19 protein-coding genes are annotated in these 18,327 nt (G+C 72.3%); all 19 read left to right on the forward strand.

What is annotated here, in order from left to right; translation table 11 throughout:
- Window positions 1-17 precede the first annotated feature (17 nt).
- The 19 genes from V5O46_RS29100 (at window position 18) to V5O46_RS29190 (ending at window position 18,293) form a co-directional block, all read left to right on the forward strand.
- Window positions 18-347, forward strand: a complete 330-nt coding sequence (locus tag V5O46_RS29100; RefSeq protein ID WP_332887709.1) for a TcmI family type II polyketide cyclase — start codon at window positions 18-20, stop codon at window positions 345-347.
- A 34-nt stretch (window positions 348-381) separates the two neighbouring features.
- Window positions 382-1,650, forward strand: a complete 1,269-nt coding sequence (locus V5O46_RS29105) for a beta-ketoacyl-[acyl-carrier-protein] synthase family protein (protein WP_332887710.1) — start codon at window positions 382-384, stop codon at window positions 1,648-1,650.
- Window positions 1,647-2,864, forward strand: coding sequence for a ketosynthase chain-length factor (locus V5O46_RS29110; RefSeq protein WP_332887711.1), 1,218 nt, complete (start codon window positions 1,647-1,649; stop codon window positions 2,862-2,864). The genes V5O46_RS29105 and V5O46_RS29110 overlap by 4 nt, the downstream gene beginning before the upstream one ends.
- A gap of 104 nt (window positions 2,865-2,968) precedes the next feature.
- Entirely contained in the window at window positions 2,969-3,238 is a 270-nt protein-coding gene (locus V5O46_RS29115; protein ID WP_332887712.1) for an acyl carrier protein, read from the forward strand.
- 133 nt (window positions 3,239-3,371) lie between these two features.
- Window positions 3,372-4,157, forward strand: coding sequence for a 3-oxoacyl-ACP reductase FabG (gene fabG, locus V5O46_RS29120; RefSeq protein WP_332887713.1), 786 nt, complete (start codon window positions 3,372-3,374; stop codon window positions 4,155-4,157).
- A gap of 76 nt (window positions 4,158-4,233) precedes the next feature.
- Window positions 4,234-5,178, forward strand: a complete 945-nt coding sequence (locus V5O46_RS29125) for an aromatase/cyclase (protein WP_332887714.1) — start codon at window positions 4,234-4,236, stop codon at window positions 5,176-5,178.
- Window positions 5,179-5,180: 2 nt separating this feature from the next.
- Window positions 5,181-7,535, forward strand: coding sequence for an SDR family oxidoreductase (locus V5O46_RS29130; RefSeq protein ID WP_332887715.1), 2,355 nt, complete (start codon window positions 5,181-5,183; stop codon window positions 7,533-7,535).
- Between the two features lie 148 nt (window positions 7,536-7,683).
- A complete protein-coding gene (locus V5O46_RS29135; protein WP_332887716.1) occupies window positions 7,684-9,060 on the forward strand; it encodes an MFS transporter in 1,377 nt (458 codons plus the stop codon).
- 11 nt (window positions 9,061-9,071) lie between these two features.
- Window positions 9,072-9,650 carry an NADPH-dependent FMN reductase gene (locus tag V5O46_RS29140; RefSeq protein WP_332887717.1) on the forward strand — a complete coding sequence of 193 codons (579 nt, stop codon included), beginning with the start codon at window positions 9,072-9,074 and terminating at the stop codon, window positions 9,648-9,650.
- A gap of 93 nt (window positions 9,651-9,743) precedes the next feature.
- The gene (locus V5O46_RS29145; protein ID WP_332887718.1) at window positions 9,744-10,121 is read left to right on the forward strand and encodes an acyl carrier protein; all 378 of its coding nucleotides are present in this window, start codon (window positions 9,744-9,746) and stop codon (window positions 10,119-10,121) included.
- Window positions 10,118-10,939: a 4'-phosphopantetheinyl transferase family protein gene (locus V5O46_RS29150; RefSeq protein WP_332887719.1), complete on the forward strand. Its 822-nt coding sequence runs from the start codon at window positions 10,118-10,120 to the stop codon at window positions 10,937-10,939. Before V5O46_RS29145 ends, V5O46_RS29150 begins: the two co-directional genes overlap by 4 nt.
- A 44-nt stretch (window positions 10,940-10,983) precedes the next feature.
- Entirely contained in the window at window positions 10,984-11,943 is a 960-nt protein-coding gene (locus tag V5O46_RS29155; RefSeq protein ID WP_332887720.1) for an ACP S-malonyltransferase, read from the forward strand.
- A gap of 54 nt (window positions 11,944-11,997) precedes the next feature.
- Complete coding sequence (locus V5O46_RS29160) at window positions 11,998-13,563, forward strand: acyl-CoA carboxylase subunit beta (RefSeq protein WP_332887721.1); 1,566 nt, start codon at window positions 11,998-12,000, stop codon at window positions 13,561-13,563.
- A 111-nt stretch (window positions 13,564-13,674) separates the two neighbouring features.
- Window positions 13,675-14,541: an NAD(P)H-binding protein gene (locus V5O46_RS29165; protein WP_332887722.1), complete on the forward strand. Its 867-nt coding sequence runs from the start codon at window positions 13,675-13,677 to the stop codon at window positions 14,539-14,541.
- A complete protein-coding gene (locus V5O46_RS29170; protein WP_332887723.1) occupies window positions 14,538-15,200 on the forward strand; it encodes a putative quinol monooxygenase in 663 nt (220 codons plus the stop codon). The genes V5O46_RS29165 and V5O46_RS29170 overlap by 4 nt, the downstream gene beginning before the upstream one ends.
- Before the next feature lie 164 nt (window positions 15,201-15,364).
- The gene (locus tag V5O46_RS29175) at window positions 15,365-15,598 is read left to right on the forward strand and encodes an acyl-CoA carboxylase epsilon subunit (RefSeq protein ID WP_332887724.1); all 234 of its coding nucleotides are present in this window, start codon (window positions 15,365-15,367) and stop codon (window positions 15,596-15,598) included.
- A gap of 195 nt (window positions 15,599-15,793) precedes the next feature.
- Window positions 15,794-16,720: a hypothetical protein gene (locus V5O46_RS29180; protein ID WP_332887725.1), complete on the forward strand. Its 927-nt coding sequence runs from the start codon at window positions 15,794-15,796 to the stop codon at window positions 16,718-16,720.
- Between the two features lie 59 nt (window positions 16,721-16,779).
- Window positions 16,780-17,472, forward strand: coding sequence for a hypothetical protein (locus tag V5O46_RS29185; protein ID WP_332887726.1), 693 nt, complete (start codon window positions 16,780-16,782; stop codon window positions 17,470-17,472).
- A 5-nt stretch (window positions 17,473-17,477) separates the two neighbouring features.
- Window positions 17,478-18,293 (forward strand): class I SAM-dependent methyltransferase, encoded by an 816-nt coding sequence (locus tag V5O46_RS29190; RefSeq protein ID WP_332887727.1) that lies wholly within the window; start codon window positions 17,478-17,480, stop codon window positions 18,291-18,293.
- Window positions 18,294-18,327: the final 34 nt, after the last annotated feature.

The raw sequence follows: 18,327 nt of genomic DNA on the forward strand, positions 1-18,327 counted from the left end.
GGAGGAGAGAGAAGCACATGCACAGCACCCTGATCGTGGCCCGGATGGACGTCCGGTCCAGCGCCGAGGTGGCCACGCTCTTCGGCGAGTTCGACCGGACCGAGATGCCGCACCGCATGGGCACCCGCCGCCGCCAGCTGTTCTCGTACAACGGCCTGTACTTCCACCTGCAGGACTTCGACGGCGAGAACGGCGGCGAGCTGATCGAGGACGCCAGGACCGACCCGCGGTTCGTGCAGATCAGCGAGGACCTCAAGCCGTTCATCGAGGCGTACGACCCCGCGACCTGGCGCTCGCCCGCCGACGCGATGGCCACCCGCTTCTACAACTGGACGGCCGCTCAGTGATGCCGTCCGCCGACACGAGGGGAGGCCACCGCTAGTGGGCCGCCGGGTAGCAATCACAGGAGTCGGAGTGCTCGCGCCGGGCGGCATCGGCGCCAAGAACTTCTGGAGTCTGCTGAGCGAAGGACGCACGGCGACCCGGGGGATCACCTTCTTCGACCCCTCCGCCTTCCGATCCAGGGTCGCGGCCGAGGCCGACTTCGACCCCGAACTGCACGGGCTGACTCCGCAGGAGATCCGCCGCATGGACCGCGCCGCCCAGTTCGCTGTGGTCACCGCCCGTGAGGCACTCGCCGACAGCGGGCTCGACCTCGCCGGGTTCGACCCGCACCGCACCGGTGTCACCATCGGCAGCGCGGTCGGCGCCACCACCGGACTCGACGACGAGTACCGCGTGGTCAGCGACAACGGCACCCTCGACCTGGTCGACCACACCTATGCGCCGCAGCACCTGTACAACCACTTCGTGCCCAGCTCGTTCGCGGCCGAGGCGGCGTGGGCGGTCGGCGCCGAAGGCCCGGCCACGGTGGTCTCCACCGGCTGCACCTCCGGCCTCGACTCGGTCGGCCACGCCGTCGAGCTGATCCGCGAGGGCACCGCGGACGTGATGATCGCCGGTGCGACGGACGCCCCGATCTCGCCGATCACCATGGCGTGCTTCGACGCGATCAAGGCCACCACACCGCGCAACGACGACCCCGCGCACGCCTCGCGGCCCTTCGACGGCACCCGCAACGGCTTCGTGCTCGGCGAGGGCAGCGCCGTCTTCGTACTCGAAGAGCTGCAGAACGCCCGGAAACGCGGCGCGCACATCTACGCCGAGATCGCCGGGTACGCCTCGCGCTGCAACGCCTTCCACATGACGGGCCTGCGCCCCGACGGGCGGGAGATGTCCGAGGCCATCGACGTCGCCCTCGCCGAGGCGCGGATGAACCCCGACCGGATCGACTACATCAACGCGCACGGCTCCGGCACCAAGCAGAACGACCGGCACGAGACCGCCGCGTTCAAGCTGAGCCTCGGCGACCACGCGTACCGCACCCCCGTGAGCTCCATCAAGTCGATGGTGGGCCACTCGCTCGGCGCGATCGGCTCGATCGAGATCGCCGCGTCCGTCCTGGCGATGGAACACCACGTGGTGCCCCCCACCGCGAACCTGCACACCCCCGACCCGGACTGCGACCTCGACTACGTGCCGCTCACCGCGCGCGAGCAGCGCACCGACGCGGTCCTGACGGTCGGCAGCGGCTTCGGCGGATTCCAGAGCGCGATGGTCCTCGCCCGACCCGGGAGGAACGCGGCATGAGCACCAGGACAGTCATCACCGGTATCGGCGTCGCGACGCCCAACGGGCTCGGCGTGGACGAGTTCTGGGCCGCCACCCGGGTCGGCAAGAACGCCATCGGGCGGGTCACCCGCTTCGACCCGTCGTCGTACCCGGCACAGCTCGCCGGGGAGATCCGCGGCTTCGAGGCCAAGGAGCACCTGCCCAGCCGGCTGATCCCGCAGACCGACCGGATGACGCAGCTCGCCCTGGTCGCCGCCGAGTGCGCCTTCGAGGACGCGGGCGTCGAGCCGGGCAACATCCCCGAGTACGACATGGGCGTCGTCACCGCCTCCACCTCGGGCGGCTTCGAGTTCGGCCAGAACGAGCTGAAGAAGCTGTGGAGCCAGGGCAGCCAGTACGTCAGCGCGTACCAGTCCTTCGCCTGGTTCTACGCCGTCAACAGCGGCCAGATCTCCATCCGCAACGGCATGAAGGGCCCCAGCGGTGTCGTCGTCAGCGACCACGCGGGCGGCCTCGACGCCATCGCCCAGGCGCGCCGGCAGATCCGCAAGGGCAGCAAGCTGATCTTCTCCGGCGGCTTCGACGCCTCGATCTGCCCCTGGGGTTGGGTCGCCCAGATCGCCGGCGGCCGCCTCTCCACCAGCGACCAGCCCGAGCGCGCCTACCTGCCCTTCGACCGGGCCGCGAACGGCTACGTGCCGGGCGAGGGCGGCGCGCTGCTGATCCTGGAGGACGAGCGGACCGCCCGTGAGCGGGGCGCCGGGAAGATCTACGGCGAAGTCGCGGGCTACGGCTCCACCTTCGACCCGAAGCCCGGCAGCGGCCGCGAGCCGGGGCTGCGGCACGCCGTCGAGGCGGCCCTCGCCGACGCCGGAGTCACGGCCGCCGACGTCGACGTGGTCTTCGCCGACGCCGCCGGCAGCCCGGACCTGGACCGCCAGGAGGCCGACGCGATCACCGCGGTCTTCGGGCCGTCCGGAGTCCCGGTCACCGCGCCCAAGACGATGACCGGCCGCCTCTACTCCGGCGCCGCCCCGGTCGACGTGGTCTGCGCCGTTCTGGCGATCCGCGAGGGCCTGATCCCGCCGACCACCAACGTCGAGCCGTCGCCCGAGTACGACCTGGACCTGGTGACCGGCCAGCCGCGCACCGCCCCGGTACGCACCGCCCTGGTGCTCGCCCGCGGTGTCGGCGGCTTCAACTCCGCCGTCGTCGTCCGCGCGGTCGACTGACCTCCCTCCCTCGCCGGCCCCGCCGCCCCGCCGACTCCCGAGCGGGCGGCGGTACACCACCGCTCCGCACCCGCGCGGGTGCTCGAACCCAGAAAGGGACCCGTATGTCCGACAAGGAATTCACCATCGAGGACCTCAAGCGCATCCTCCTCGAGGGCGCCGGTGCGGACGAGGGCGTCGACCTCGACGGCGACATCCTCGACACCGACTTCGAGGAGCTGGGCTACGAGTCCCTGGCGCTCCTGGAGACCGGTGGCCGAATAGAGCGCGAGTACGGCATATCCCTCGACGACGACGTCTTCACCGACAACCGCACCCCGCGGACCCTGGTGGCCGCCATCAACGGCTACCTCGAGGAACTCGTCGCCTCCTGACGGGACGCTCCCGGCCCCAGCACCGGCCCGCCGGCACGGCCGCCGCGCCGGCTCCCGTCGCGGCGGCCGTGCACGCCAGGCCCCCCTTCATGGCTCGTACGCCAAGTCCCTTTTGCTTACGGAGAACACAGACATGTCGCAGCAGGACAAGAGGGTCGCCCTCGTCACGGGTGGCACCAGCGGAATCGGGCTCGCCGCCGCCAGGCTCCTGGCCACGCAGAACCATCGGGTGTTCATCGGTGCCCGCAGCGCCGACAACGTCGCCGAGACCGTCAAGCAGCTCCAGAGCGAGGGCCTCGACGCCGACGGCACCACCCTCGACGTGCGGTCCACGGACGACGCCCGGGCCTTCGTCCAGGCCGCGGTCGACCGCTTCGACACCGTCGACGTCCTGGTCAACAACGCCGGCCGCAGCGGCGGCGGCGTCACCGCGGACCTCACCGACGAGCTGTGGGCCGACGTCATCGACACCAACCTCAACAGCGTCTTCCGGCTGACCCGCGAGGCGCTCACCACCGGTGGGATGCGCGCCAAGGACCGCGGCCGCATCATCAACATCGCCTCCACCGCGGGCAAGCAGGGCGTCGTCCTCGGCGCCCCCTACTCGGCCTCCAAGCACGGCGTCGTCGGCTTCACCAAGGCCCTCGGCAACGAGCTGGCCCCCACCGGCATCACCGTGAACGCGGTCTGCCCCGGCTACGTCGAGACGCCGATGGCGCAGCGGGTCCGCCAGGGCTACGCGGCCGCGTACGACGCCACCGAGGAGGCGATCCTGGAGAAGTTCCAGGCGAAGATCCCGCTGGGCCGCTACTCGACCCCCGAGGAAGTGGCGGGCCTGGTCGGCTATCTCGCCTCCGACACCGCCGCCTCCATCACCTCGCAGGCCCTCAACGTCTGCGGCGGCCTCGGCAACTTCTGAGCCCAACGGCCGCGCCGGACGCGCCTGTTCCGTCCGGTCCCCACTCCAACCCGACCCCGAAACCGAGGAGCACAGCATGTCGCAGCCCGGCCTGCGCGAGGTGGAGCACGAGACGACGGTCGCGGCGCCGGCCGCCGCCGTGTACCGGCTGATCGCAGAGGTCCAGAACTGGCCGCGGATCTTCCCGCCGACCATCTACGTCGACCGCGAGGAGCAGGGCGAGGGCACCGAGCGCATCCACATCTGGGCCACCGCCAACGGCGAGGCCAAGAACTGGACCTCGCGCCGCACCCTGGACCCCGAGCAGCTGCGGATCACCTTCCGCCAGGAGGTCTCCGCACCCCCGGTCGCCGCCATGGGCGGTACGTGGATCATCGAGCCGGTCTCCGAGGGCGAGTCCCGAATCCGGCTCCTGCACGACTACCGGGCCGTCGGCGACGACCCGGAGAGCCTGGCGTGGATCGACGAGGCCGTCGACCGCAACTCCCGCTCCGAGCTGGCCGCGCTGAAGGAGAACGTGGAGGCCGCGCACGCCGCCGAGGACCTCACGTTCTCCTTCGAGGACACCATCCGCGTCAACGGCCTGGCCAAGGACGTCTTCGACTTCATCAACGAGGCGCAGGCCTGGCCCGAGCGGCTGCCGCACGTCGCCACCGTCCGCTTCGACGAGCCCTCCCCGGGCCTGCAGGAGCTGGAGATGGACACCCGCGCCAAGGACGGCTCCACGCACACCACCAAGTCGTACCGGGTGACCTTCCCGCACGAGAAGATCGCCTACAAGCAGGTGACCCTGCCGGCACTGATGACCCTGCACACCGGCTACTGGACGTTCGCCGAGGACGAGACCGGCGTCTCCGCCTCCTCACAGCACACCGTCACCATCAACACCGCGAACATCGCCCGGATCCTCGGCGCCGACGCGACCGTCGAGGACGCCAGGAAGTACGTCCAGGGCGCGCTGTCCACCAACAGCCGGGCCACCCTCGGCCACGCCAAGGACTACGCGGAAGCGCGGGCCTGACCATGCCCGGGGACTACACCGAGACCCAGGTGGTCGTGGTCGGCGCGGGCCCCGTCGGGCTGTTCCTCGCGGGCGAGCTCCGGCTCGCCGGCGCGGACGTGGTGGTCCTCGAACAGCTCACCGCACCGACCACCGAGTCGCGGGCGTCCACCCTGCACGCCCGCACCATGGAGATCCTCGACAGCCGTGGTCTGCTCGCTCCGCTGGGCGACATACCCAACGAGCCGATGGGCCACTTCGGCGGGATCCCGCTCGACCTCACGCTTCCCAGCCCCTACCCGGGCCAGTGGAAGGTCCAGCAGACCCGCATGGAGGAGCTGCTCGGACAGTGGGCCAAGGACCTGGGCGCGGACATCAGGCGCGGCCACGAGGTGACCGCCCTGACCGCGACCGGCGACTACGCCGAGGCCGAGGTGCGCACCGCGGCGGGGACGACGGAGCTCTTCCGCGCCAAGTGCGTCGTCGGCTGCGACGGCGAGAACAGCGTCGTGCGCCGCCTGGGGGGCTTCGCGTTCCCCGGCGCCGACGCGGAACGCGAACTGCTGCGCGCCGACGTCGCGGGCATCGACGTACCCAACCGCCGCTTCGAGCGGCTCGACGGCGGACTCGCCATCGCCGCCCGGCGTCCCGACGGAGTGACCCGGGTGATGGTGCACGAGTTCGGTGCCAAGCCCCGCGGCACCCAGCCGCGGTTCGCGGACGTCGCCGACACCTGGAAGCGCGTCACCGGCGAGGACATCTCCGGCGGCACCCCGCTGTGGGTGAACTCCTTCGGCGACGCCTCCCGGCAGGCGGAGAACTACCGCGACTTCCGGTTCCTCCTCGCCGGCGACGCGGCGCACCAGCAGATGCCGATCGGCGGGCAGGCCCTCAACCTGGGCCTGCAGGACGCCGTCAACCTCGGCTGGAAACTCGCCGCGCAAGTGGCCGAGCGGGGCCCGCACGGACTGCTCGACAGCTACCACGGCGAACGGCACGCCGTCGGCCAGAAGGTCCTCGGCAACATCAGGGCACAGGCACTGCTGCTGCTCGGCTCCGCCGAGGTCGAGCCGGTCCGGCAGGTCCTCGCCGAACTGGCCGCGGGCAGCGAGAACGTACGGGCCCATCTGGCCGGAGCGATCTCCGGCCTCGACACCCGTTACGAGGTGGGGCCGGGCGAACACCCGCTGCTCGGCCGCCGGCTGCCGCACTGGCAGCTCACCACCGACGAGGGCGCCGTCACCAGCACGGCGACGCTGCGCCCCGGGCGGGGCGTCCTGCTCCTGCTGCCCTGCGGCAAGCCCGGCGGCGCCGCCCGGCACGAGGCGCTGCGCTCCGCCGCGGCGCCCTGGGCAGACCTGGTGCGCACCGTCAGCGCCGGCTCGTGCACCGGCGGCGCGGCACCGGACACCGGGGCCCTCCTGGTGCGCCCGGACGGCTACGTCGTCTGGGCCGACACCCCCGGCACGGACCTGGAGCAGGCGCTGCACCGCTGGTTCGGAACGCCCGCCGCGCAGGCGGCGGCCACCCGCCCCGCCCCGGCGGCGCCGTCGGCCGCGGCGCGGGCGAACACCAACCCGTCGGCCACAGCGACGGCGAAGAAGTGGAGAACACACATGAACAGGCTCACGGGCAAGACCGCGCTGGTCACCGGCTCCAGCCGGGGCATGGGCCGGGCGGCCGCGACACGCCTCGCCCAGGAGGGCGCGCTCGTCGCGGTCCACTACACGGCACGCAAGGACGCCGCCGACGAGGTCGTCACCGAGATCGAGAAGGACGGCGGCCGGGCCTTCACCGTCCGCGCCGAACTCGGCGTCCCCGGCGACGTGCACGAACTCTTCCTCGGCCTGGAGAGCGGACTGCGCGAGCGCACCGGCTCCACCGACCTGGACATCCTCGTCAACAACGCCGGTGTCATGGGCGGCGTCAAGCCCGAGGACACCACCCCGGAGAAGTTCGACGAGCTCTTCGCCGTCAACGCCAAGGCGCCGTTCTTCCTCATCCAGCGCGCGCTGAAGAACATGCCCGACGGCGGCCGCATCATCAACATCACCTCCGGCCTCACCCGGTTCGCGAACCCGGACGAGATCGCGTACGCCATGACCAAGGGCGCGGTCGACCAGCTCGCCCTGCACTTCGCGAAGTACCTGGGCCCGCGGAACATCACCATCAACTCCGTGGCACCCGGCATCACCCGCAACGACAACCCCGTCTTCGGCATCCCCGAGGCGGTGGAGCAGATGGCGCAGCTGTCCGCCTTCAACCGCGTCGGCGAGCCCGAGGACATCGCCGACGTGGTGGCCTTCCTCGCCGGTGACGAGGCCCGCTGGATCACCGGGTCCTTCGTCGACGCCACCGGCGGCACCCTGCTGGGCTGACCCGCCCGGCCCCACGGACGGCCGGCGTGCCCCCCCGTCACGTCGGCAGGGCCGGCCGGGCACCAACCCGCCCGGCCGGCCCGACCCCCCCACCACCCCCATCCCGCGACCAGGCCGGAACAGGACCATGACACGTACGACACCACCCGTGAACGGCGCCCGAGCGGCCCCGTGGGGCCTGCTGTTCGTGCTGGCGGGCAACATGCTCATCGACGCCCTGGAGGTGTCCGTCGCCCTGGTGGCGCTGCCCGCCATCGGCGCCGACCTGGATCTGGCCCCCCGTCAGCTCCACTGGGTGGTCTCGGGGTTCGCCGCCGGCTTCGGCGCCCTGCTGCTCTTCGGCGGCCGGGCCGTGGCGATCCTGGGACGCCGCCCCGTCTATCTGGCGGCACTCCTGGTGTTCGCCGTCGCGTCCCTCGCCGGTGCCCTCGCGGACCACGCGGCCCTGCTCACGGCCACCCGCTTCGTGAAGGGCTTCTGCGCCGCGCTCACCGCGCCCACCGGCATCGCCATCATCGCCTCCTCCTTCCCCCAGGGCCCCGCCCGCTCCCGGGCCCTGTCGGTCTACTCCCTCTTCGGCGCCAGCGGCTTCTCGGCGGGACTGCTCCTGTCCGGGGCGCTCACCGAGATCAGCTGGCGCTGGACCTTCGCCTTCCCCGCGCCGGTCGCCCTGCTGCTCTTCGTCGCGGGCCTGCGCCTGATCCCCCGCGACGAACCCCGCCCGGCCGCACCGCGGCGCTACGACATCGCGGGCGCCCTCAGCCTCACCGCGGCCCTGCTGCTCCTGATGCACGCCGTCTCCCGCGGCCCCGACACGGGCTGGGACCACCCGTCCGTCATCGCGGCGTTCGCAGGCGCGCTCGTGCTCGGACTGCTCTTCGTACGGATCGAACTCACCGCCCGGCAGCCCCTGTTGAACCTGGGCCTGCTCACCCGAGGACCGTTCGTGCGCTCGGCGCTCGGCGCCGGCGTCCTCAACGGCTCCTACCTGGGCCTGCTCCTGGTGAGCACCCTGCACCTGCAACAGCGCGCCGGCTTCGGCCCGTTGCAGACGGGCCTCGCCTTCCTGCCCGCGGCGGCACCCCTCGCGCTCACCGCACTGCACTCCGGACGCCTCGTCACCCGCTTCGGCCCGGCCCGGCTGATCGCGGCGGGCGCCACCGCCGCACCGCTCGGCTACGCGCTCTACCCGCGCACCGGCGCCGAGGTCCACTACGCCACCGATGTGCTGCCCACGATGCTGTTCGTCGGCGCCGCGTTCGTGTGCGCCTTCACCGCCCTCCACACCCAGGCCACCGGGTCGGTCCCGGACTCCCTGCAGGCGGCGGCGGGCAGCCACTACCAGACCGCCGTCCAGCTGTCGGCGGCCCTCATGACCGTGCTCTGCGCCGCGCTGTACCCGGCGGGCCGGGAGCCGGTGCTCCTGCTGATCACGGCCGTCGGACTCGCCGGTCTGGTCATCGCGCTCCGCGGCCTTGCGCCGCGGCGGTCGGCGGACACCACCGCCCACCACGTTCCCCGATGAAAGGAAACTCCATGTCGAAGCCTCTGCGGCTTGCGATCGTCATCAGCAGCGTCCGCGAAGGCCGGTTCGGACCTACGGTCGGTGAGTGGTTCGCCGGTATCGCCAAGGACCGGGACGACCTCACGGTCGACGTGATCGACCTCGCCGACCACGAGCTGCCGCGCGCCATCTCCTTCGAGCCGTCGCCGGAGGGCGCCGAGGCCCTCGCCAAGGTGTCGCCGCGCCTGGAGACGGCCGACGCGTACGTGGTGGTGACGCCGGAGTACAACCACAGCTACCCGGCGTCGCTCAAGCACCTCATCGACTGGCACTACACCGAGTGGCGCGCCAAGCCGGTCGGTTTCGTCTCCTACGGCGGCATGGCCGGTGGCCTGCGCTCCGTGGAGCACCTGCGTCCGGTCTTCGCCGAGCTGCACGCGGTCACCGTCCGCGACGCGGTCAGCTTCCACGGCCTCGACGGCTTCGACGACGCGGGCCGGCCCAAGGACCAGACCGGTCCGGCCGGCGCCGCCAAGGTGCTCCTCGACCAGCTCGTCTGGTGGGGCAACGCCCTGCGCGAGGCCCGGGAGAAGACCCCCTACCAGGCCTGACACGGCCGTCGGACAGCTCCGGCCGGGCCGGGCGGCAGCACGCCGCCCGGCCCGGCCGGCCCGACCCCTCACCCCTTGACCTCGGGACGGACCATGACAGCGACTTCACACGCCGGCCGGCCCCGCCCGCCCGCCGCCGAGGTGAGCGCACCCGACCGCGCGACCCTGGCCGCCGCCGCACCCGACGAGCGCGTGCGGATGCTCGACACGTACGTACGCCAGGAACTCGGCCGGGTCCTGGACATCGCGCCCCATCTCGTCGACACCACGGACCGGCCGATGAACAGCCTGGGCATCGGCTCGATCGCCGGCCTCGAACTCCAGCACCGCATGGAAGCCGCCCTGAAGGTCGAGCTGAACCTGCAGATGCTGCTGCTCGCGAACAGCGCCGCCGAGCTGGTCGACTGCCTGGCGGGTCAGCTCGGGAGCGTACGAAGACCGCACCGGCACCGCTCGCCGGTACCGGCATGAACGGGAGCAACCGGCCGAGAGCCACGCCACCGGCCCGCCGGCCGGCCGACGACCCCTCCTTCGACTTCACCGTCTCCGCGGACCGGGTCGACCTGTGGCTGGTGCGCAGCCCCGCCGTGCCGGACGCGACGGCGCTCGACACCACGGAACTCGACGCGGCCGAACAGCGCAGGGCCGACTCGTTCATGCGCGCCGAGGACGGGCTGCTCTACGCCTCCGCGCACATCGCGCTGCGCAGGCTCCTCGGCCGCTACACCGGCACGGCACCCGCGGACGTGACGTTCGTCCGCGAGCCCTGCCCCGGCTGCGGCGGGGCCCACGGCAGGCCCGCCGTGGCACGGCCCGCCGAAGCCGCCCCGGACCTGCACTTCTCGCTGTCGCACAGCGGGGGAGTCGCCCTCGTGGGCGTCGCCGCCGCAGCGATCGGCGTGGACGTGGAGAAGCGGCCGAAGCAGGAGAGCGTCGAGATCTGCGCCCGGGCCCTGCACCCGGACGAACAGCGCGAACTGGCGGCGGCAGGGGAGCCGACCGCCTGCTTCGGCCGGATCTGGACCCGCAAGGAGGCCTTCCTCAAGGGCATCGGCACGGGCCTGAGCCGCTCGCCCGCCCAGGACTATCTCGGCGCCGACACCGGACGCCATCCGGCCGGGTGGGCGATTCTCGACGTCCCCTGCGGCCCCACCCACTCCGCCGCCGCCGCGGTCCGCGGACCCGCCCCGGGGCGGGTCCGCATCCGCCGGCTGACCGAGGACTGGCTGCGCGCCCCCGGCCCGGGCGACGCGGCGCACGTATCCGAACCGGTGCTGCTCGCCTGCTGAGGCGGCCGTCACCGGCACCGTCGAGTGACGACAAGGACATGAGGATGACCGGCACCGCATTCGTGTTTCCCGGGCAGGGCTCGCAGCGACTCGGCATGGGCAGGCACCTGCTCGCCCAGCGGCCCGACCTGCTCGACACCTACTACCGCGTCGCCGACGACCACCTCGGCATCCCGTTGTCCCGGCTGTCCTGGCACGGGCCCGCCCGGGACCTGGACGACCCCGTGGTCGCCCAGCCGGCGATCCTGCTGGCGAGCCTGGCCACCCTGGAGGTGCTGCGCGGCCGGGGCATCGAACCCGACGCGGTCGCCGGGCACGGCCTGGGGGAGTACGCGGCACTCGTCGCCGCGGAAGTCCTGGAGTGGACCGACGCCCTGTCGCTGGTCCGGCTGCGCGGCGAGCTGACGGCCACGGTCGCCGACCGGGTGCAGGGCGCGACCGTCGCGGTGCTCGGCCTCGACCGGGCAGCCGTGGCACGGCTGTGCGCCGCAGCCGCGACAGCCACCGGCCGCGCCGTCGAGATCACCGGTGACAACGGCCCCGGCCAGACGGTGGTCTCCGGCGAGGCCGAGGCCGTGACCGCGGTGATGGGCGCGGCCCGCGCCGCCGGGGCCGCACGGGTGGCCGCGCTGAAGCCCGGAGGGCCCTTCCACTCCCGGCTGCTGCGCGGCGTCGAGGCGGAGTTCACCGAGGCACTGATCTCCACGGACTTCCGGGAACCGCGCATCCCGCTGGTCTCCAGCGTCACCGGCACCCGGGTGACGACCGCGGCGGAGGCCGTCGTGGCGCTGCGCGGCCAGCTCACCAGCCCCGTGCGCTGGAACCAGGCGGTGCGCACCCTCGACGCCTGCGGCACGCACCGGTTCGTCGAGGTGGGCAGCGGCCTGGTCCTCGGCGGGCTGATCCGGCGCATCACGCCGGGCGCCCGTGTCCACGCCACGCACACCGCCCGCCAACTGGGCCTGACCGCCGACGCGTTCACCGCGGCGGCCACCGGGGTCTGACCGACGCCGTTCGCCGCCGTCCGACCCACGACCTACGGAGAGTGTGCAGACCCCATGTCCGCAAGCGACCAGACGATCCTCGACCGCATATCCGAGCTCACCGAGATCAAGGAGACGGCGCGGCAGGGCCCCGACCCGGCCGCCACCGAACGGCAGCACGCCAAGGGCAAGCTGACCGCGTACGAGCGGATCACGCTGCTCCTGGACAAGGGCTCGTTCAACGAGGTGGAGCCGCTGCGCCGGCACCGCGCCACCGGCTTCGGCCTGGAGCACAAGAAGCCGTACAACGACGGAGTGGTCACCGGCTGGGGCAGCGTCCACGGCCGTACGGTCTTCGTGTACGCCCATGACTTCCGGATCTTCGGCGGCGCCCTGGGCGAGGCCCACGCCCAGAAGATCCACAAGATCCAGGACCTCGCCGAGGCCGCCGGCGCCCCCCTCGTGTCCCTCAACGACGGCGCGGGTGCCCGCATCCAGGAGGGCGTCACGGCGCTCGCCGGGTACGGCGGCATCTTCCAGCGCAACACCAGGTCCTCCGGGGTGATCCCGCAGATCAGCGTCATGCTGGGCCCGTGCGCCGGCGGAGCGGCCTACAGCCCCGCCCTGACGGACTTCGTGTTCATGGTCCGCGACACCTCGCAGATGTTCATCACCGGCCCCGACGTGGTCAAGACCGTCACGGGCGAGGAGATCACGCAGAACGGCCTCGGCGGCGCCGATGTGCACTCGATGACCTCGGGCGTCGCGCACTTCGCGTACGACGACGAGGAGTCCTGCATCGAGGACGTGCGCTACCTGCTCTCGCTGCTGCCCGCCAACAACCGTGAACTGGCCCCCGTGGAGCGGTCGGGCGACCCGGCGGACCGGCTCAATGACGCCCTGCTCGACCTGGTGCCTGTCGGCTCAGGGCAGGCCTACGACATCCGCAAGGTCATCGAGGAGGTCGTCGACGACGGCGAGTTCTTCGAGGTCCACCCGGGCTGGGCCACCAACATCGTGTGCGCCCTGACACGTCTGGACGGCCATGTCGTCGGCATCGTCGCCAACCAGCCCGCCGCCATGGCCGGGGTCCTCGACATCGAGTCCTCGGAGAAGGGCGCACGCTTCGTCCAGTTCTGCGACGCCTTCAGCATCCCGCTGGTCACCCTGGTCGACGTGCCGGGCTTCCTGCCGGGCGTCGACCAGGAGCACAACGGCATCATCCGACGCGGCGCCAAACTCCTGTACGCCTACTGCAACGCCACCGTGCCGAGAGTGTCGCTGGTGCTGCGCAAGGCGTACGGCGGCGCGTACATCGTGATGGACTCCCGCTCCATCGGCGCGGACCTCTCCCTGGCCTGGCCCACCAACGAGATCGCGGTGATGGGCGCGGAGGGCGCGGCCAACGTCGTGTTCCGGCGGGAGATCAACGCGGCCGACGACCCCGACGCCGTACGCGAGCAGCGCATCGCGGAGTACAAGGACGAGCTGATGCACCCGTACTACGCGGCGGAGCGCGGCCTGATCGACGACGTCATCGACCCGCGCGAGACCCGCTCGGTGCTGATCCGCTCGCTCGACATGCTCCGCGCCAAGCACGCCGATCTGCCCACCCGCAAGCACGGCAACCCGCCGCAGTGAGCCGGGGCCTCCGGCCGGACGCCCCGACGCCCCGCTCCCGGAAGCCGCCACCGAACCACCCAGCCACCCAGCCACCGAGCCACCGAGCCACCGAACTGAGGACACCTACCCATGCCGAACCAACACACCGTCCTGATCACCGCGGCCACCGGAAACGTGGGCCCCCACGCGGCCGCCGAACTCCTCAGGGCCGGGGCCCGCGTCCGCGCCCTCGTGCTCAAGGACGACCCGAACGTCGGCCGGCTGCCCGAGGGCGTCGAGCTGTTCGAGGGCGACCTCGCCCGGCCGGACACCCTGGACGCCGCCCTGGACGGTGTCGACGGCGTCTTCCTGATGTGGCCGTTCTTCACCACCGACGTGACGACCGCACCCGAGGTCGTGAAGAAGATAGAGGCCCGGGCACGCCGGGTGGTCCTCGTCTCGTCGGTAGGCGTGCACATCGGTCTCGAGCGCGTCGACAACAACTGCCACGCCTACCTGGAGGAGCTCCTGGAGGCGACCGGCCTGGAGTGGACCTTCCTGCGCACCACCGGCTTCCAGGCCAACGCCCTGGGCTTCGCCGAGCAGATCCGCGGCGGGGGAGAGGTGGTGCACTTCCCCTACGGCGCGGCGACCCGCACCTCCGTGCACGAGGCCGACCTCGCGGCCGTAGGCGCGGTCGCGCTGGCCGGCCCGGGGCACGCCGGCCAGAAGTACCTGGTCACCGGGCCCGAGGAGCTGTCGCAGAAGGAGCAGGTGCGCATCATCGGCGAGGTGATCGGCCGCGACCTCGGCTGGCAGGACGTGCAGCACGAAGCCGCGCGTGCCGCCATGGTCGCCTCCGGCTGGCCCCCCTCGTACGCGGACGGCGCGCTCGACTACTTCGCGATGATCACCGAGACGCCGGAGCTGAGCTCGACGGTGGTCGCGGACGTCACCGGCAGGCCGGCCAGGACCTTCCGCAGCTGGGCCGAGGAGCACGCCGAGGCCTTCCGGTGACCGCTCCCGACGCGCCGGGCCCCGGCTTCGTCACCTTCGGTGTCCTCCGGGTGGACGGGGCCGGCACGGCCGCCGAACTGGTCGGGATCCTCACCGACGAGGTCAGGAGCTGGGTGCGGCACACCCCGGGGTTCATCTCCTCGCGGGTGCACGTGAACGCGGACCGCACCGTGGTGATCAACCGGGGCGAGTGGACCGACGAGGCGGCCTACCGCACCTCGTTCAAGGAGAACCCCGCGGGCGGGGTCCTGCACGCCCTGGGCGCCCGGCCGGGAGTGCTCGCGGCCACCGTCTTCAGCGGCGCCCCGGCGACCCCCGTCGTCGAGGGGCCCGAGTCCGGGGAGCAGCCCGGTGTCGTGGTGGTGGCCACCCGGCACCTGGGCGGCCGGGAGTCCGCCGACGCCGTCCTCGACCTGCTGGCGAGCAGCGGCGAGTGGAAGCGGGAGTTCCCCGGCTTCATCTCGGCGACCCCCTACGTCGACCAGGACGGCACGACCTTCATCAACTACCCGATGTGGGTGAGCGAGGTGGCCTACCAGGCGTGGATGGGCGATCCGCGCATCGCCGAGGGGCAGGAGGAGCTGGCGCGGCTCGAGGTCGCCCCGCCCGAGTACGTGCTGTGCACCGTGGCGGCCCAGGTCGACGCGGCCGCGCCGTGACCCCGTTCCCGCCCGCACACAGTGATTTGCGGAACTTCACAGAGATCTGAATCTGGCTCCCTTGAAGTTCCCGCACGGGTCGAAGAAGCTTGTCATTAGCTTCCGCTGATATGGCAAGTGACCCGTGGAGATGGCCAGTTGACCCGTCGTGAGGAGCACATGAAGTGGACACGGAGGGGACCGCTCCCTTTCTCCGCGTGGTGAAGGGCAGCCCGAGCGACGCGGAACTGGCCGCGGTCACCGCGGTGGTTCTCGCCGCCGTGGCAGGGGCAGGGGCAGGCGCAGACGACGAGGTCGACGCCCCCCGCCCCGCAGCCGCCGGGTGGCGCAGGCCGGAACGCCAGTCGGGCTTCCTCGGCCCGCGCACCTGGCGGGAATCCGTCGCCGGGGCCGAATGAGCTCGCTCGGAAAAGGCGCCCAGCCCGCTCGGGACGGCGCGGCGACCCGGAAAAGCGCGGCAGTGCAGAAGAACGCGGCGATGACGCAGGCGTGCCTTCGGGGCGAATTCGTATTCGTACGCGGGTGTCCCTTCGTATCCGCTCCGGCGTTCACTCGTTTCGCTGCATCACATCAGTAATCTCGGGAGTTCCTTCATGTCGAGGAAGAAGAACCTGCGGGCCTGGACGGCGCTCGCCGTCGGCGCGCTCCTGGCCACCGCGGTCACCGGTCCCGCGGCCGCCCGCCCGGCCGGCGACGTGCGCGGCGTCAGCCGGGTCGCGGAGGCCGGCGCGCAGCGGACCGTGGACGTCACCAGCACCGCGACCGGGCTGCAGGCGCCCGCCACCCTGGCTCCGGGGACGGTCACCTTCCGTACCACCACCACGGTCGACGGCTCGGGCTGGATCGGCCTGGCACGGCCGCGCCCGGGGGTGAGCTGGGACCGGTTCCGCACCACCTTGCTGAAGATCATCAACGCCGACGGCCCCGACATCATCGAGGGCAGCGAGCAGATGAGGACCACCGGCGTCCTGCTCGGCGGCACGGTCATCTACCCGGACCAGCCCGCCTCGTTCACCCAGCGGCTCAGGCCCGGCCGCTACTTCCTGTTCGACTACAAGCACATCCGTGACGCGCAGCCGCGCCACCGCACCCTGACCGTCTCGGGAACCGCCGACGGCACGGCCCCCCGGGCCACCGCCGCCGTCACGGCGAAGCTGATCGACGGCAGGCCGCGCTACGAGGTGACGGGCACCGTGACCGCCGGCCGGCCGCTGGTCTTCCGCAACTCCATGCCCGAGGGCCAGCCCGCGGAGGCCATCTTCTTCCCGCTGGAAGACCACGTGACCGAGGAGGACCTGCTCGCCTGGTTCGCCGAGTTCGGCGACAGCGGCCAGTTCCCGGAGGACCCGGGCCCGCTCGGGGAGGGCCCCGGCGGGCTGCCCATGTCCGCCGGCGTCTCCTCGGTGCTCCAGCTGCCCCTGACGCCCGGCCGGTACGTGATCATCGACTGGCTCAGCGACGCCGAGGACGGCCGCATGCTCCTCAAGAAGGGCCACTACGAAATCATCCAGGTGCACTGAGCCGGGAGCAGCGCGTCCCTGCAACCGCCCACGCACCACGAGCCGTGGAGTCACAGCCGATGACATCGGTGCACCCGCCCGAAGCGGAGACCGGACACGCGACCTTCGACGTGCTGCGGGCCGAGGCACCCGCCACGGCCGAGGCGCTGGTCACGGAACTCATCGGGGAGACCGCCGAACGACTGCGCCCGGCCTGCGGGTTCCGCTCCGCGCGCATCCTGCTCAGCCGCGACGGCACCACGGTGGTGCACCACGTCGAGTGGGCCGCCGAGCAGCACCGGGAGGCCGCGATCGGCGGCCTCCCGGAGCACAGCGTGCTGGGCGCTCCCGCGCGCGGACGCGCCGTCGAGACCGCACTGGCCTTCGGGGGCACCCCCGCCGCCGGGCCGCAGGGCCCGGCGGCGGGGCGAGCGCCCGGCGTGGTGGCCGTCGCGGTACGGCGGCTGGCCTTCCCCGGCGCCGCCCGCGCCGTGCTCGGCCTCCTGGAGGAGACCGGCGCGTGGAAACGGCACGTCCCCGGCTTCATCGGGGCCACGTCCTACCTCGGCCGGGACGGCCTGACGTTCGTGAACTGCCCGGCGTGGGTGGACGAGAACGCCTACCACACGTACGTGAAGCATCCGAAGATCGCCGACGGCCTGGAGCGAGTGGCCCGACTGGAGGCCGAGAAGCCGCAGTTGCTGCTGTGCACGGTCGCAGCGCACATCGCGGCACCCGCACGGGCCGTCGTTCCCGGCGACAGCGAAAGGTGACGAAGATGACGGAAGCCGTCGCGACCGCGGGCCCCGCCGGGGGCGCGCACAGCACGGGCTCCCTGACCCCGGGGCAGGTGTCCCCGCTCGACCAGGTGAAACTGTTCGAGTCGAAGTACGACCCGGTGTCCGTGCAGATCCTGGAGGGCCTGCCCATCGAACGCACCTGGCGCTGTCTGGAGCTGGGCCCCGGCGCCGGTTCGATGGCCACCTGGCTCGCCGGCCGCGCCGGCCAGGGCTCCGTACTCGCGGTGGACGTCGACATCAGCCACCTCGCCGATGTCCGGGCCCCGAATCTGACGATACGTCAAGGAGACGTGGCCGAGCAGGACTTCGCCGACGGGTCCTTCGACCTGATCTACGCCCGGGCCGTGTTCGAGCACCTCGACGACCCGAGGCGCACCCTGGAGAGGGTGCTGCGCTGGCTGGCGCCCGGCGGCTGGCTGGTCCTGGAGGACTTCTACTACCTGCCGCCCGAGCACGCCACCACCGACGTGGGCCGCACCCTGATCGCCGGCTACCTCAAGCGCATGGCCGGCCAGGGCGCCGACCTGTGGTGGGGCCGCCGCCTGCCGGCCACGCTGGCCCAGGCCGGGCTGACGTCCGTGGCCTCCCGGGTCACACCGGCGGGACCCGGCCAGAGCGACGTCGACACCGAACTGATCGCCCTGCGGCTGCGCCAGGAAGGCCACGCCCTGGTCGACAGCGGCCTCGTCACCGCCGAGCAGCTGTCCGGCTTCCTCGACTCGCTCGCCACCGGGCACGCCCGCGACATCACCACGCTGCTCGTCTCCGCGTGGGGACGGCGCGCCACCGCATGACGGCTCACCCGCGCCACCCGAACCACCCGAACCA

The sequence above is a fragment of the Streptomyces poriticola genome (assembly GCF_036689765.1).
Classification (GTDB): Bacteria; Actinomycetota; Actinomycetes; order Streptomycetales; family Streptomycetaceae; genus Streptomyces; species Streptomyces poriticola.